Source organism: Pseudochrobactrum asaccharolyticum (assembly GCF_003314995.1).
Taxonomy (GTDB): domain Bacteria; phylum Pseudomonadota; class Alphaproteobacteria; order Rhizobiales; family Rhizobiaceae; genus Pseudochrobactrum; species Pseudochrobactrum asaccharolyticum.
Genome location: NZ_QNRH01000010.1, coordinates 1 through 14,553, shown reverse-complemented (window position 1 = coordinate 14,553; position 14,553 = coordinate 1). Strand labels below are relative to the sequence as shown.

General features: G+C 46.7%; 15 protein-coding genes. 12 read left to right on the top strand and 3 right to left on the bottom strand.

Features of this window, described 5'->3' with window-relative positions; all coding sequences use genetic code 11:
• Positions 1-2 precede the first annotated feature (2 nt).
• The 10 genes from DFR47_RS18410 (at position 3) to DFR47_RS18370 (ending at position 8,488) form a co-directional block, all read left to right on the top strand.
• Complete coding sequence (locus tag DFR47_RS18410; RefSeq protein WP_113945978.1) at positions 3-2,234, top strand: hypothetical protein; 2,232 nt, start codon at positions 3-5, stop codon at positions 2,232-2,234.
• A 9-nt stretch (positions 2,235-2,243) separates the two neighbouring features.
• Complete coding sequence (locus DFR47_RS18405) at positions 2,244-4,085, top strand: phage tail family protein (protein ID WP_147245624.1); 1,842 nt, start codon at positions 2,244-2,246, stop codon at positions 4,083-4,085.
• 1 nt (position 4,086) lies between these two features.
• On the top strand, positions 4,087-4,506 hold the full coding sequence (locus DFR47_RS18400) for a hypothetical protein (protein ID WP_113945976.1): 420 nt from the start codon (positions 4,087-4,089) through the stop codon (positions 4,504-4,506).
• Positions 4,507-4,561: 55 nt separating this feature from the next.
• Positions 4,562-4,705 carry a hypothetical protein gene (locus DFR47_RS21860; RefSeq protein WP_170137555.1) on the top strand — a complete coding sequence of 48 codons (144 nt, stop codon included), beginning with the start codon at positions 4,562-4,564 and terminating at the stop codon, positions 4,703-4,705.
• Positions 4,706-4,874: 169 nt separating this feature from the next.
• The gene (locus tag DFR47_RS18395) at positions 4,875-5,681 is read left to right on the top strand and encodes a lysozyme family protein (RefSeq protein ID WP_113945975.1); all 807 of its coding nucleotides are present in this window, start codon (positions 4,875-4,877) and stop codon (positions 5,679-5,681) included.
• Positions 5,681-5,947: a hypothetical protein gene (locus tag DFR47_RS18390; protein ID WP_113945974.1), complete on the top strand. Its 267-nt coding sequence runs from the start codon at positions 5,681-5,683 to the stop codon at positions 5,945-5,947. Before DFR47_RS18395 ends, DFR47_RS18390 begins: the two co-directional genes overlap by 1 nt.
• Before the next feature lie 102 nt (positions 5,948-6,049).
• Positions 6,050-6,349 (top strand): hypothetical protein, encoded by a 300-nt coding sequence (locus DFR47_RS18385; protein WP_113945973.1) that lies wholly within the window; start codon positions 6,050-6,052, stop codon positions 6,347-6,349.
• A 102-nt stretch (positions 6,350-6,451) separates the two neighbouring features.
• The gene (locus tag DFR47_RS18380; protein WP_245416646.1) at positions 6,452-6,715 is read left to right on the top strand and encodes a NepR family anti-sigma factor; all 264 of its coding nucleotides are present in this window, start codon (positions 6,452-6,454) and stop codon (positions 6,713-6,715) included.
• 3 nt (positions 6,716-6,718) lie between these two features.
• Positions 6,719-7,270, top strand: coding sequence for a sigma-70 family RNA polymerase sigma factor (locus DFR47_RS18375; RefSeq protein WP_113945972.1), 552 nt, complete (start codon positions 6,719-6,721; stop codon positions 7,268-7,270).
• A gap of 117 nt (positions 7,271-7,387) precedes the next feature.
• Entirely contained in the window at positions 7,388-8,488 is a 1,101-nt protein-coding gene (locus tag DFR47_RS18370; protein ID WP_245416645.1) for a PAS domain-containing sensor histidine kinase, read from the top strand.
• Between the two features lie 28 nt (positions 8,489-8,516).
• Here DFR47_RS18370 and DFR47_RS18365 read toward each other — a convergent pair whose 3' ends face one another.
• The gene (locus tag DFR47_RS18365) at positions 8,517-9,152 is read right to left on the bottom strand and encodes an SOS response-associated peptidase (RefSeq protein WP_113945970.1); all 636 of its coding nucleotides are present in this window, start codon (positions 9,150-9,152) and stop codon (positions 8,517-8,519) included.
• Between the two features lie 127 nt (positions 9,153-9,279).
• Between DFR47_RS18365 and DFR47_RS18360 the strand changes: the two genes are divergently transcribed.
• A complete protein-coding gene (locus DFR47_RS18360; RefSeq protein ID WP_113945969.1) occupies positions 9,280-10,242 on the top strand; it encodes a DUF808 domain-containing protein in 963 nt (320 codons plus the stop codon).
• 205 nt (positions 10,243-10,447) lie between these two features.
• Here DFR47_RS18360 and DFR47_RS18355 read toward each other — a convergent pair whose 3' ends face one another.
• Both DFR47_RS18355 and DFR47_RS18350 read right to left on the bottom strand, forming a co-directional pair.
• Positions 10,448-10,702, bottom strand: coding sequence for a hypothetical protein (locus DFR47_RS18355; protein WP_113945968.1), 255 nt, complete (start codon positions 10,700-10,702; stop codon positions 10,448-10,450).
• The gene (locus tag DFR47_RS18350) at positions 10,702-11,976 is read right to left on the bottom strand and encodes a Y-family DNA polymerase (RefSeq protein WP_113945967.1); all 1,275 of its coding nucleotides are present in this window, start codon (positions 11,974-11,976) and stop codon (positions 10,702-10,704) included. The genes DFR47_RS18355 and DFR47_RS18350 overlap by 1 nt, the downstream gene beginning before the upstream one ends.
• Before the next feature lie 427 nt (positions 11,977-12,403).
• Between DFR47_RS18350 and DFR47_RS18345 the strand changes: the two genes are divergently transcribed.
• On the top strand, positions 12,404-14,553 hold a 2,150-nt coding region (locus DFR47_RS18345; RefSeq protein ID WP_113945966.1), incomplete at its 3' end, for an autotransporter family protein.

Sequence of the window (14,553 nt, the reverse complement as noted above, 5' to 3'; positions counted from 1 at the left end):
AAATGCAGCGTCTCGAATTTATTGAGATTGATATTGAATATTGCAGTCTCAATCATGGAGTGCTGCCTTGTGGCGCGACCGGCTCAAGCCCGTGTTTCAATACAAAATCGACCTGTCAGGTACGGACATCATTTACTCCGCAATCCGTTACACTGCGCTTTGCGGTCGGGGCTTCATATCTTCAATCATCTGGCATTGAAATCACAGCACCTTGTATCGAGAGCGTATCTTATTCAGCTGGTGAGGTATCTATTGGTGAAAACCTTGGCCGCAGAGCAAGCCTATCCGTCACCATGTCGGATTTTCTGTGGTCTGATGCCGGTCTTGGCTTTGATAAGTATCATGCTCAGCGTGGCTATGATCCGTATAAACAAGGCACATTTTGGGGCAAGTTCTCGGCACGCCAACGCTATTTGCGTGGCCGCCCTATGCGATGGATACAAGGGCAGGTCGGGCAATCTATTGATGCAATGGAAGTGCGCCACTTCATCATTGATAATTTTAATGGGCCGACACTGGATGGCCGCTTTAATATCACAGCCAAAGATGTTTTGAAACTGGCAGATGATGACCGTGTGAAGGTGCCAATTGCATCACGGGGTTATCTTTTATCAGATATCAATGCCGCGCAAACGACATTCACTATCGGGCCGACAGGTGCTGGTAATCTCGAATATCCTGAAAGTGGATATATCAATATCGGGGGTAAGGAGATTTGCACCTTCACCCGCTCCGGCGATGTGTTCACGGTGGAGCGTGGTCTTGAAGGTTCGCTCAATGTCACGCACAAATCGCAAGATCGAGTGCAAGTCTGCCAGGTCTATGACGGTATAGACCCTGCAGGCATTATTCGCGATCTGCTCGTTTCATTTGCCAAAATACCGACTGAATATATCCCGATTGATGATTGGCGCGTTGAAACGGCAACATTCTTACGGCGGCGTTATTTCCGCATCATTGCAGAGCCTATGGGGGTAGCAAAAGCCATATCGGAACTCATTCAGCAGGCCGGACTTATGGTGTGGTGGGATGAAAATACAAAGCTGATCCGTCTTAAAGTTATCAGGGCGATTGATACTGACGCTCGAGTTTATGATGACATGAACACGCTCAAAGGCAGCTTTAAACAAACGGAAAAGCCGGATACGCGTCTTTCTCAGGTGATGACTTATTATGGGAAACGTAGCCCATTGGAGCGGGATACGGAGCCAACGAGCTATCATTCCCTACAGATGGATGTGAACCTTGAGGAAGAAACCAATTACGGCAGCGATATTATCAAGACGCTTCACGCCTCATGGATACCAGCATTCGGTCGTCCGGTTGCCAAGCGGATCAATGAAATTCTGCTTGGCCGGTTTGTAAATCCACCACGGGAGTTTCAGTTCAGCTCATTCAGAGGTGTCGATACAATCCCGCCAATGGCAGGCGACGGCTATCTGGTTTCATCGCGCATTCTGCAGGACGCAACCGGTGCGTCTGATCTTGTTCCGGTTCAGGTAACGAAAGTCGTACCGAAGGCGGAAGGCTTTGACGTGAGCGCTCTTGAAATGCGCTTTCTGGACTTCTCTGAGGATGATCTGAATGACCGCACAATCACCATTGACGGTGACGTTTATAATTTCAACTGGCGGCAGGCTTATGACCGGCTTTATCCGCCGCCAAAGCCGGAAGATGAAATAATCTGCATCATTAATGAAGGTGCAAATGTAGGCAGTCAGATTTTCGGTCGGGCTGCCTTTATTGTTGGTGACTGGCCTTCCGATATTCCTCTGAAACTCTTTATCCGTGGACGCATTCAAGGGCGCGGCGGCAATGGTGGCAATGGCGCTGGCAATGATGGGTACGCCACACATGGTCAGGCAGGCGGAACGGCACTTTATGCACGCAGGCCTGTCATTATTGAGCAGTCAAACCAGATTTGGGGCGGCGGCGGTGGCGGTGGTTCCGGTACTTGGAAATATGGCGGTGGCGGTGGAGGCGGACAGGGGTTTTCTGCGGGGCTAGGGGGTACGGGGCAGGGCGATGGTGCTGCGGGTACACCTGAAAGGCCAGGGGCAGGCAATGGCGGCGGTAACGATGGTGCCTATGGTGGCGCAGCAGGTCAACCCGGCAAACATGGCCTCGGTAAGAGCTGGTCAACTGGCGGGGCTGCCGGTTCTGCAGTTGATGGGTTTTCATTTTTAACATTCACAAGCGGCCAAGGCGATGTTCGTGGCCCACGCATAAACTGAGGTATAAATATGGAATACTCAGCTTGGCACAGCGTTATTCAGGATGGTAACGGCGCTGTTGTCCCTATGGCAAAGATTACCGTTCGCAATACATCAACGGGAGCGCTTGCAAAATTGTACAGCGCTCGTGATGGCTCCGCACCAAAGGCAAACCCATTTAATGCCGATGAAAATGGGCAAGTGTTTTTCTTTGTTGCCGGTGGCTCATATACGATCAAAGCCGAATTCGGTTCTCAGGAACGAACATGGCCTTTCGTACCGGTCGGCACGGCTGCGGAATATGATATTGACAGCCTTGCGCAGTATCTCAATTCTGGCGTGGTTTATTTCCAGAACGGTACGGCTCTGACGGCATATGTGCCGCTGTCGTATCCTGCTGCTGCCGTAGTGTTAGCTGATCCTGATGCTCTCAAGAATGGCTATTACACTAACAGCGGCACGGGGTGGATATTCGGTCGCGCATTGCAGGACACAATCTCACGATTGTTTATCACTGGTGGCGCGGTGAACACGCCAACGGTAACTGTCGGGCAGGGTGTCAATCCGTCAACGCCACTGGTGTTCTATGTTGATGTGACAGTGCCAAACACTGCCAGCGTGACACTTAATGTGGTCGGGCTTGGTCAGGGTGTTGTACTCAATGTCGCCGGAAATCCATTGGCAGCCGGTGAGTGGCTTGGGCGCGTGATGCTGACGCGCGAAACAGATGGGCGTTATCGGATTATGAATGATCCGGCATCCGCTTTGTCGGCGGCACAGTCAGCAACTGCGTCAGACAGTGCACGGGCTGCGTCTGTTACGGCGAAAACACTGTCTGAGACTGCACGTGATCAGTCAGTCGTAGCCAAGACCCAATCAGAGGACGCAAAGACAGCATCAGAAACGGCGCGTGATCAGTCTGTAACTGCGAAGAACCAGTCAGATGCAGCACGTGATCAATCCGTTACAGCAAAAAACCAATCTGTTTCAGCAAGTGAGAGCTCGGGGCGTAGTGCAGTAGCGGCAGCAGCCAGTGAAAATAATGCGGCTGCATATGCGGGGGCGGCTTCCAGTCACGCTTCGTCAGCGAATACCAGCAAGAACCAAGCCGCGACAAGTGCAACGACCTCTACAAATGAAGCAGATCGCGCAAAAACAGAGGCTGACCGTGCAGCAGCAGCAGCGGGGGGCCTTATCAGTGCCGTTCAGTTTGTTCCACAAACATTGACGGTGGCGCAGCAGACACAAGCCCGCAATAATATTGGTGTGCAGCCTGTCAATTCGGCGAGCGTAGGGGCTGCTATTGCAACGCCAACACCAACCGAAACAATCGCAGATGGTGATAGACTTTCTGGCCTTGACCCAACAGGAACAGGGCTAAAGCTATTCCGCTTCAGTGCGGTTAAAACTTGGATACAAAGCTGGTTAACAAAAGCAATGGTCGGCCTTGGCAACGTCGCCAACAAGTCCGAAGCACAAATGGTTGAGAGCGGAGCAATTGCCGATGCTTTGGAGGGAAAGCTACCATCAAACGCACAGGCCGCAGACAGCGCAAGGCTTGGCAATAAAACGGCAGTGCAGTGGCAGACTGAGGTTGATGCCTTAAAAAACCAGTTCTTTGGGAATGGTCAAGTTTGGCAGTCTGTTAGCCGCCCTGCTAATACTGTTTTCCAAAACACAACAGGTAGGACGATTTTCATTACTGTCAACATTTCAAGCGGCTACGGAACTTTTCAGATGTCGCCGGATAATGTGAACTGGTCAACTGCTTCAGAGATTGGTGGTGGCAGTATGTGGGTCATGGGCATGCCAATTCCTAACGGCTATTACTATAAAACTACCACCGGTGGATCTTACAGGGAGCTTCGTTAATATGGAAAAAGGTTTTTATCATCCTGATATCGGTTATTGGCAAACTGTAGGCGGAAATCCTTCTTTAGATGATTATCCAGAAGGGACAATCGAAGTTCCATTCAAGCCAAGTGAAAATCACATCTGGCAAGGTAATCAGTGGGTTTATGTGGAGCCACATCAACCGACGGCCGCGGAACTGAGGGCGCAGATGGCGGATAAAACTCCGCGTGAGTTTCGAGATATTCTCACTGATATGGGAATTTTCCCTCATATGGTGGCGGCGAAAATCAATGAAATTCCGTTTGATATCGAGCGTCAAAAAGCACTCAACGCTTGGGAAGTTTCCACCTATATCAGTCGCATCGACCCGTATGTCGATATGATCGGCGCTATGTTTGATAAATCGCCTGCTGAAATTGATACAGCATGGCTGGCCTGATCTGAGGCCTGTTTCTCTTCGTCGCTTTTAAGCGGTTTTTCAAGGAAAATTGAAAATGGATAAAACCGTGCTAGCTGGCACGGCGATCCTGCTTGACTTCGGTATTCGTACTGAGGTCAAGCAGGCATTCATTTTACAGCATTCTGCTGAAAAGAGCATATGCAATAGCGCCGACGCAAAGCACGGTAATTGTGATTAGTCCGGCATATTGTTTCATAGCTTCACCCCACTAAGATTAACAATGAAGCCTTCCCTTAGGATGTATGTGTCCAGAAGGCAAATCCCCCTATAGCTGCCATTGAGGCGGTTTTTATTGCCTACAGGTTGATCGAAAAAATCGACAAGGCATTTTCACAGGAAAATTGAAAATGGATAAAACCGTGCCAGCTGGCGCGGCGATCCTGCTTGACTTCATTCGTAAGACTGAAGTCGGGCGGACTGATCGCGCGTCTTATGATGTCATCTATGGTCAAAACCAGCATAAGCTGAAAAAACAGATTACCGCCATGACGATTGGTGAGTTGGTTGATGAGCAGGCCAGCTTTACCAAGCGTTTCAAATCTTCTGCATCTGGTGGTTATCAGTTCATGCGGAAAACCTTGCAGGATTTGTCGCGTGAGCTTCGCCTGAACGGTCGGCAGGTATTTGAACCTGATCTGCAAGACCGCCTTGGTTATCACCTGTTGAAACGCCGTGGATATGAAGAATTCATGGCGGGCAAAATGACCGTAACAGAGTTTGCCAAGCGGTTGGCAATGGAATGGGCTTCTTTTCCTGTGATTGCTGCAACCAAAGGGGCGCATGGTCAGCTTAAGCGTGGTCAGTCCTATTATGATGGTGATGCGCTTAATAAGGCTCTGGTGAGGCCGGAAGCCATTGAAGCGGTTTTGCGCAAGGCCAAAGCTGCAGGCAATGAGTTGCCGGTACTGGCTCCTGAAAAGCGGGACGCCGAAAACCTGCCGTCTGAACCTGAAAAGCCTAAGCCGGTCTGGAAGTCCAAGCGGGCATGGTTGTGGAGCTATATCGGCACTATGTCGCCTGCAGCTCTGATGGGAGCATTTGATTGGCGGGTGCAGATGGTGATTGTTGTCAGCATCATCGGTATCTCAATCTATTCCATCCTCACCATGAAACAGGTGAAAGACAAAATCACCGAACTGGTTGAGGCGCTCTGATGTTGGGGCAGCTCAAAACTATCGCAGCCTTGCTGCTGGTGGGCGCTGTGGTGCTCACCGGTGCTTTTCAGCTTGGTAAGTACAAACAGCGCCAAGAGGGCGCAATTCAGCAATTAAAGAGTGATATCCGTGCTGAGCGGGAGAGGGTGAAAGACGATGCGAAAACACGCAATCTTTCGGACTATGATTTTTGCATTCAGTCTCTTCGCCGTCGCGGGATGCAATCCGCAGACTGTGAGCAGCTGCGCGGGCTGGCGCAAGAATGATCTTTCAGCCGCTGGGCTGGTGGCGCTGACAAAAGCTGATCGGAAGGCTGCTGAGCGAGTGGAAGGTAATGACCAAAATGGAAAACGGCAGGGGTGCTGGTGATGGGAGATGATATTAAGTGGTTGATCGGGATATCGGCTAGTTTAGGTGTATCGTTCATGATTGCGCTTGTTGGCTCATTCCGGTCTTTGTCAGCTACAATGAAAGATGGTGACGATCAGCTACATGAGCGCATCAACAGGGTGCGCGATGAATATGTAAAGCGTGTCGATCATGATGCTCAAATGAATGAGATAAAAAAGAACATTAAAGAAATTCGTGATGAGCTGAGAGATGGGACAAAGGAGACTAATAAGCGTCTGGATCAGGTGTTGGCAGCCCTAGTTTATGAGAGAAAATAGATGCTTAGCCTATTTAAATTACCAACTTTCGTTTTGTTTTTTAGAATATTTAGGAACCGTAAGCCTCCTCGTGCATTTATTCTCACGAAGGCGAACAAGCAAATGGAGGTAGCAACGGTAAAGCTGCAAAAAGCTAAAGTGAGCAGAACATTGAAAAGAATTGGTATGAATGAAGAAAATAAAAATACAGAGTATTCTGAGTTTATGCACTTTGATTCAAGCAATGCAATCGGTGTTAAATTAAAGTCTTATTATAACTCAGTTAAAGATGAAGGCATTCCCGATAGATTATTAAATTTATTGGATAAGTTGAAGCATCAGGAAGCTCTCTCAATTGATGCTCGCCACGAAAAAGGGAGAAGGTAAGTTATGGGTCAGAGCACATCATCTTTTAAAGACGGTCTTATGGAAGCCATTCCCAATCTCAGAGCTTTTGCAAAGTCTCTTATAAAAAATGCTGATAAAGCTGATGATTTGGTACAAGAGACCGTTTTAAAAGCATGGGCAAAACAGGACCTATTTGAAAAAGGTACAAACATAAATGCCTGGCTCTTCACTATTCTACGCAATGAATTTTATAATTTGATGAGAAAACGCGGCCGTGAGGTTCAAGATAGCGAAGGCATATATTGTAATAATATTGCAATTCATCCAGCACAGTACGGCTCACTTGATTTACACGATTTTCGTGTGGCGCTCAATCTACTCCCTGATGATCAACGGGAGGCGATTATTCTGGTAGGCGCCTCTGGTTTTTCGTATGAAGAAGCTGCAGCTATTTGTGGATGCGCGCTTGGAACAATTAAAAGTCGTGTTTCCCGAGCGAGGCTGCGTTTACAAGAGTTACTGGATATGGATGGGCATTATCATTATGGACCTGATGTATCATCTGCGCATATTGCGCTAAGAAGTTTTGCATAAAATACTTTAAATGATTTTTTTAGCGGATTTAAATCTGTTTTTTAATGAGACATTTTCTCTGAATGGTGATTAATGGAGAGGCTATGTCACTGCCTCTTTCGCCCTTTGGTGATTCAATTGAAAAATAAATTCTACTTTCTACCTAATAATGGGCAGTCATCATCAGAAATTATAGCTTATGACTGGCATAAAAATCCACTTGGACCCCTTGAGGGTTGGCCGAGTGAGCTTAAAAATGCAGTGCAACTTATGTTGTCTTCCCATTTTCCCAAGGCAATTATTTGGGGGGATGATTACACCACTCTTTATAATGATGCATTTGCGCAAATTCTTGGCGCAAAAGAAAATTGTATGGGAAAATCTTTTCGGGATATTTGGAGTGAAGCTTGGAGCAGCATCGAACCTATGGTTGCGGATGCTTATAAAGGCAAGACAACCTTTATCGAAGACTATCCGCTTATTATTAATCGCAATGGTTACCCTGAACAATGCTATTTTACATTTTGCTACAGCCCAATACTTGGAAGTGACGGCACTGTTTTAGGAATGATCGATACAGTTATTGAAATGACCTCCAAGGTAGAAGCAGTTAAAAATGCTGAAGTTATAAATTCCGAGCTGGCGCACAGGATAAAAAACACTTTTAGTGTTATCCAGGCTTTGGCAAACCAAACTTTTCGGAAAAATGATGTTAAGGATGCTCTACCTGTTTTTTCAAATAGGTTACATGCCCTTGCTAATGGTCATGATGTATTAAGGTTAGGTAGTTCATCTAACGGAACTATCGAACAAGTTATTAATGCTGTTCTGGAGCCTGTCGCAAGCAAAAGTAGAGTTGAGCTCAATGGTCCCAAAATTCTAATTGGACCTAAAGGGGTTATGTCTACTTCATTGCTTATTAATGAGCTAACCACAAATGCAATTAAATACGGAGCCCTATCAGTGCCTGAGGGGTCTATTGTAGTTAATTGGTTCATTAAAAATGATGACAATACCCCTACACTCGTTTTGGAATGGCAAGAGCGTAATGGGCCGAAAGTTGTTCCGCCAAAATCTAAAGGATTTGGTTCACGATTGATTAAAATGGGGCTGATGGGGATTGGCGCGTCAAACGTGTATTATAAAGAGGATGGATTGTATGCAGTTTTCACTGCACCTTTTCGGCAAATACAGGAGGAGGGAAGGCTGTACTCTTCAGGCACACGGAATAATCGTTAGACTATTGCACTGAGATAGGTGTGCTAATTCAAAGTAGCATGCATAATTTTGTTGATGTCAGCGGCCGCTGCAGCTCCTTTGCATTATCCCACGGCGCTGTCATCCACATATCATATTCCTCTGGCTCAGTCAGGATGACCGGCATCGCTTTCGGGTGAATTGGCGCGACAACGGAATTCGGTTCACTTGTCAGGAAAGCAAATAATGTGTGATTTTGTTTGCCTTCTGATGGCTTTCTTACGCCAATCCATTCTGTCCAAATGCCTGCAAAGAAAAACAGCGGTTCTGATTTATCAATAGCAAACCAATGTAGCGGTTTTTTCCCTGTCTTTGGATCCGAATGCTGCGCATATTCACTGAATGAAGTTGCCGGAACAAGGCACCGGCTTGCAACGCCAAGCCAGCGCTGCCAGTGGCGGGATGATATATTCCGCACATTGGTGATGCCTTTATCAGTTTCGCCTTTGACATACATTGGTGGTGTTGGCATCCCCCAACGGCTTAAGCCCAGCTCTATACCATCCAGATTATTGCGCAGTATTGGTGCCGGATAGTCAGGATAGATTTTTTCATCAAATGACGCGCCGTTTGTCAGATCAATATATGACCCGACTGCTTGTTTAAGCTGGGCACTGTTCATTTTAAGATTATATTGATTGCACATTCTATCCTCCATCTCAGCAGAAACGCAGGATTGTGCCTTTGGTTCATTTTGGTAGAATTAATCTCGATATATAAGACGGATTTATTGTACTTTATTTCTGTTCTTCGATTTTATTGGAGATAATCATATGAGTGGTTTGCTAGCTCTTTTGGATGATGTAGCTGCCATCGCGAAGGTGGCTGCAGCTTCGGTCGATGATATTGCCGCCAATGCAACACGAGCCGGTACAAAAACACTTGGTGTCATCATTGATGATGCAGCGGTAACTCCAAATTATGTCGTCGGAATAACTGCAGCACGCGAACTCCCTATGATTGCCCGCATTGCTATGGGGAGTTTACGAAATAAAGCCTTCCTTATACCCGGCTTATTGGCTTTGGATTATTATTTTCCGATAGGCGTGACCGGACTTCTTATGATTGGCGGCGCCTATCTTTGTTACGAAGGTGCTGAAAAAATCTGGCACAAGTTACTCCCTTCAAACTCTCACGATAGTGATGAGAATAATGACACTCAAGACCCTACAGCACTTGAAGAAAGTCGTGTTTCAGGTGCAGTAAAGACAGATTTCATATTATCTGCAGAAATTATGACATTGGCTCTTTCAATGATTGAATCTCGGTCTTTATGGATAGAGTTTGTAACCCTATGCTTAGTGGGTATTATGGTTACGGTGCTTGTGTATGGCGTTGTTGCGATAATTGTTAAGCTTGATGACTTTGGTGTGCTTTTAGCCAAAAAAGGCAGGCTGTCATGGACGCGTGCATTTGGTCATTGGACAGTTCGCTCTGTACCTAAACTATTGTGGCTACTGACTGTAATCGGAACCGCAGCTATGCTTTGGGTAGGCGGAAATATCTTTATACACGGGATGCATGAGTTGGGAGTGCATCAACCTTATGGTTACATCGAGTACCTGGCATTGTTAGCATCAAGCGAAGTTTCTGAGGCCTTTACATCGGCCGCTAACTGGCTTGTGACTGCATTTTCGGATGGTGTGTTTGGTTTTATTCTGGGCTCACTTCTAATTCCTCTTGTCGCAAAGATATTCTCTCCGACATGGAACTTACTAATGACCAAAACTAACTGATGAGCATTTTTAACAAAATGAATGACACACTGGATTGAAATTTTGGTTCATTTCGGCGTGTCCTCTCCATCCTGCTTGTGTTTACAGCAAAACCATTCAGTGCCGTAGCGACCTTTGAATCCGTAAGCTCCCCACTTATTGCATCCTTTATGCATGCAATAATGAATATACATACCTTTCGATGTGCGGGATTGTGTTTCGTCACTCATGCCAGACCTCCAACAAAGCCTGACATTTCATCGAGCCTGTACATGGCCATACGCATGCGGCCTCTGCAGCCTTGCGCTTTACATCGGGCACGGTTCTCAATTTCATCCAGATACAGCTGTTCACGGCCTCTTGCCGTGCAGATCGTTGCCTTAGTGATATAGACAAGCCGACTGCATTTTTTGCAGATCATTTCTAGTTTTTGATCATCGGATAGATCACCGACTTTGTATTTTGTTTTCCAGTTACCCATCAGTAGAAGTCCTCTGCAGATGGGATACGGACATAGCTGATCTTACCGCCAACATGACCGCCTGCAGGTGGCTTCCATTCTCCCATATGCACGATCGTGCTGGAGTATTTGGCATTAAGCGCATCCATTGCGCCGTTGGCTCTTTCCCATTTCTGTCTGATTACATCGTCGTTATTGAAGATATCCAGCTGGCGGGCATTGGCTTGGCTCAGATCGGCAAGCGTTATCCCGACACGAAATATGGTTGTGTTTCGCGGCAGCTCACGGCGCACATAATCCCACAGCATTCTATGGGCTGTCATAATGGCTTGCTCATCGTTAACCGTTGGCATTTTCACAATGCGAAACCATGAGTCATCACGGACAGACAGCCAAAGCCATAAAGCCTCGGCATAGTATTCCTCACGCCGTAAGCGTCTGCCAGCTTTCACAAGCAAGAGGCGGGCAATCTCATAGGCTCCGTTGATGCTGCGGCTTTCAGGTGGCAATACGCGCCCATGCCCAAACATACCGCGTTTCTGCGGTATGGCTTGGATATCATAGCCGTGGAGGGCATACCAAAGGCGCTCACCATTCACGCTGCGCCAGATTTTACGCATGTGCTTGGGCTGCAGATTATAAAGCTGCTCGGTGGTGATGACTTGGCTATGGGCAAGGCGCATCCGCATGTTGTCGCCAACGCCTGGCACATCGGCCAGCTTCACCTCAAATAACGGGTTCGGCATCATATTCGGGTGCCAGATCGCTAAGCCGTTGCCATATTGGCCGGCTCTTTTGCTGGCATCCTTGCCGGCTTTGCAGGCCATTTTTGCTAACTGCCGGTTCGCTGCAAAGCCAATAGAGCTGGTGATGAACTCGCCGACATTCAGTTTGATTGTTTCCTTGATTTTATGGGCGAGCCCCTCCGGATCGCGCCGACCGCGCTCATCCAGAATGCAGGTCAGTTCGTCGATGCTCTTGGCTGTATCGATTGCAATGACGGATTCGATTTCGCAGAGCAGGGCGTTATGAGCGCGGCGATATAGATCTGGCTTTTGTGGCACCAATATCAGATCCGGACACAGTGCTTTTGCGTCCTTAATCTTCATGACGTTTTTCACGCCATAGGCTTTAGCTTCTTTTGAGCAGGCAATGACGGCCGTCCGATCTGTGCCTTCAAACGGCACTACTCCAACCGGCCTGCCGCGCAAGCGCTTGTCACATTGCTGTTCAACGCTCGCAAAGAAGCCGTCAAAATCCAAATATAATCGTTCAATGGTTTCTGGCTTACGCATGGCACAAAAAATCCGTGGCGCAAACGAGTGCGCAAAATGGTCGATAAACTTTCAAATTACAATTCTGTTCTACATCTGTTCTCTTCTTAGGGAAGAGTCAAGACAGATTCGAAAGAGCTAATAGACGCTGTGAATTGCTGTTGATAGTTGATTTTTTTCAATGCACAACAATGATTTGTGCCTTTGTTCAGTGATTAAAAATCACTTTTAAAATTTAAACTATAATAAAAAACCAATTTTGATCAAATAGTTAGATGAATATTTTGCCTTGTTAGAGATAATTTTTACATAGAAGTGTAATTTATAATTATAAAATTTATTGTATTATTTTAAAAGTATATGCTTAATCAATAATTAAGCATATTTTGTTTTTGTTGTGTGGAGTTTTTGCAGAGATAGCGTGTTGTCATAATGGCAGGAGGGAAGGATGCGAGTATTATTATTTGCAGTGCCGTTCATTGCATTAGGATATACCAATACAGCAAAAGCTGCTGACTGTACGGTTTCTGGTGATACTGTTAATTGTGCTCCAGGCGAAACATATGAACCGGCTAATCATGGAGGTAAAAAACTTCATGAATATGAAACGGTATATTTACATAGAACTGCCAATAATCAGCATGGCTATGCTCAATTTTCTAATCAGATTGTATTTAAAGATGCCTTTATAACCGTTGAAGGTTCACAGAGTGACGGTGTAACCTTGCGTAATTATGGGCCAACGGTTGATTTCAATAATTTAACAATATCTGCTTCAGGTGTAAGCGGCGATGGTATTAATGTCGGGCGCGATAATTCTGGTGGACGCCTAACAGTCCATAATACTGCTAATATTGAAGTTCAGCAGGGAATGGGAATTCGCTCAGTCTCGTCTGAGATGGGGCCTGAAAAGCACCTTATTATATTCAATGGTGACTCAAATATAGTGACGCATGGTGACGGGAGCTGGGATGCCGGACATGCAGTGTATGCCGGTACGCAGACATATGGTTGTGGACCGTCAATACTTAAATTTTATGCGTGCCGAACCCTTAGTGTTGGCGAAATACAGCTTTTAGGTGGAGCCGCTAATAGTCACAATATTACTACGAACGGCGATGGCGCTTACGGTATATACGCGAATGGCTGGGGACGTATAGCAGCCAACAATATCAATGTTGTAACAAATGGCGATAACGCGCATGGCGTGGCAGCTCAGCGACAATTACTTGATTATTATTATAACCGGAATGACACCGGAGTGACAGACTATTCCGGTAATGTGGAATTACGGGGCAATGTCAGTGTAAAGGTGAACGGTACCGGATCTTATGCATTTTATGCTGATAGTTATAGTGCAGCGGATGGCAAAGATTCTGTTGGCAAGACTGCAAGCATCAGATCATTTAACAGCGACACGAATACGATCGTTGATGATAAAGTCTATATAATTTCCGGAGATATGCTGGCCACAAAATCGGGCGTGATTGATCTTTGGATGGGCAATGGCAGCCGTTTCGATGGGGCAACCCAAATTAGAGATAATGGCGTTCTTAATTTAAATATAGCAGGCGAAAACAGTGCCTGGTATTTAAGTGATAATTCCAGTTTTTCGGAAGTCACTCTTCGGGATAAAGCGGCTTTATTTTTGAAAGCTCAGGGAGCGCTGCCGGTTGATTATACTCTGACTGGCAAATTTCATAATCTGTCCGGAACCATTAATCTTTCAAATAACTCTTTGGCCGGAGATCAGCTAAAATTTGAAGGCGATTATCATAGTGATGGTGGTCAGCTATTTATTGATACCGAGCTCGGCTTGGATGGCTCCGTGACAGATAAATTTTTTGTCAAAGGTGACACTTCGGGGACTGGTTTTGTAAAAGTGACCAATATTGGCGGTCAGGGCGCGCAGACCGTTAATGGTATCCGGATCATTGAGATTGATGGTGTATCAGGCGCTTCATTTACATTGCTGGGTGATTATACTCACAAAGGTGATCAGGCTGTTGTCGGCGGTGCCTATGCGTACCGACTGTTTCGCAACGGCTTAGGAGATGATAGTGCCGACGGTAACTGGTATCTGCGCTCTGAACTGAAAGACAAGAAGCCGCATTATCAGCCGGGTGCTCCTGTCTATGAAATTTATCCGCAATTCCTGCTTGGGTTGAACACTTTGCCAACACTTCAACAGCGTGTGGGCAATCGCTATTGGAGCCATGCCGGTAATCTGATGCTCTCACAAGGCGCAGATGCAATTGAGCCTTATGCTCCAAACAGCGAGGCTGGCAGCTATATTGAAACTTCTGGCATTTGGGGGCGGATTGAAGGCTCCTACTCCAAAATGCAGCCGCGCACGTCGACGTCCGATGCCACCTATGACTACAGCGCCTATAAAATGCAGGCTGGTATTGACGGCATGTTGCATGAAGGTGAAACAGGCAAGCTGATCGGCGGCATTACCGTGCATTACACCCATGGTGTTGCCAGCGTTTGGTCGCCTTACGATTCCGATCTTGGTCGCGGACGCATCAGCTCAGACGGCTACGGTTTTGGCGGTACGCTGACGTGGTATGGCGATGACGGTCTGTATCTGGACAA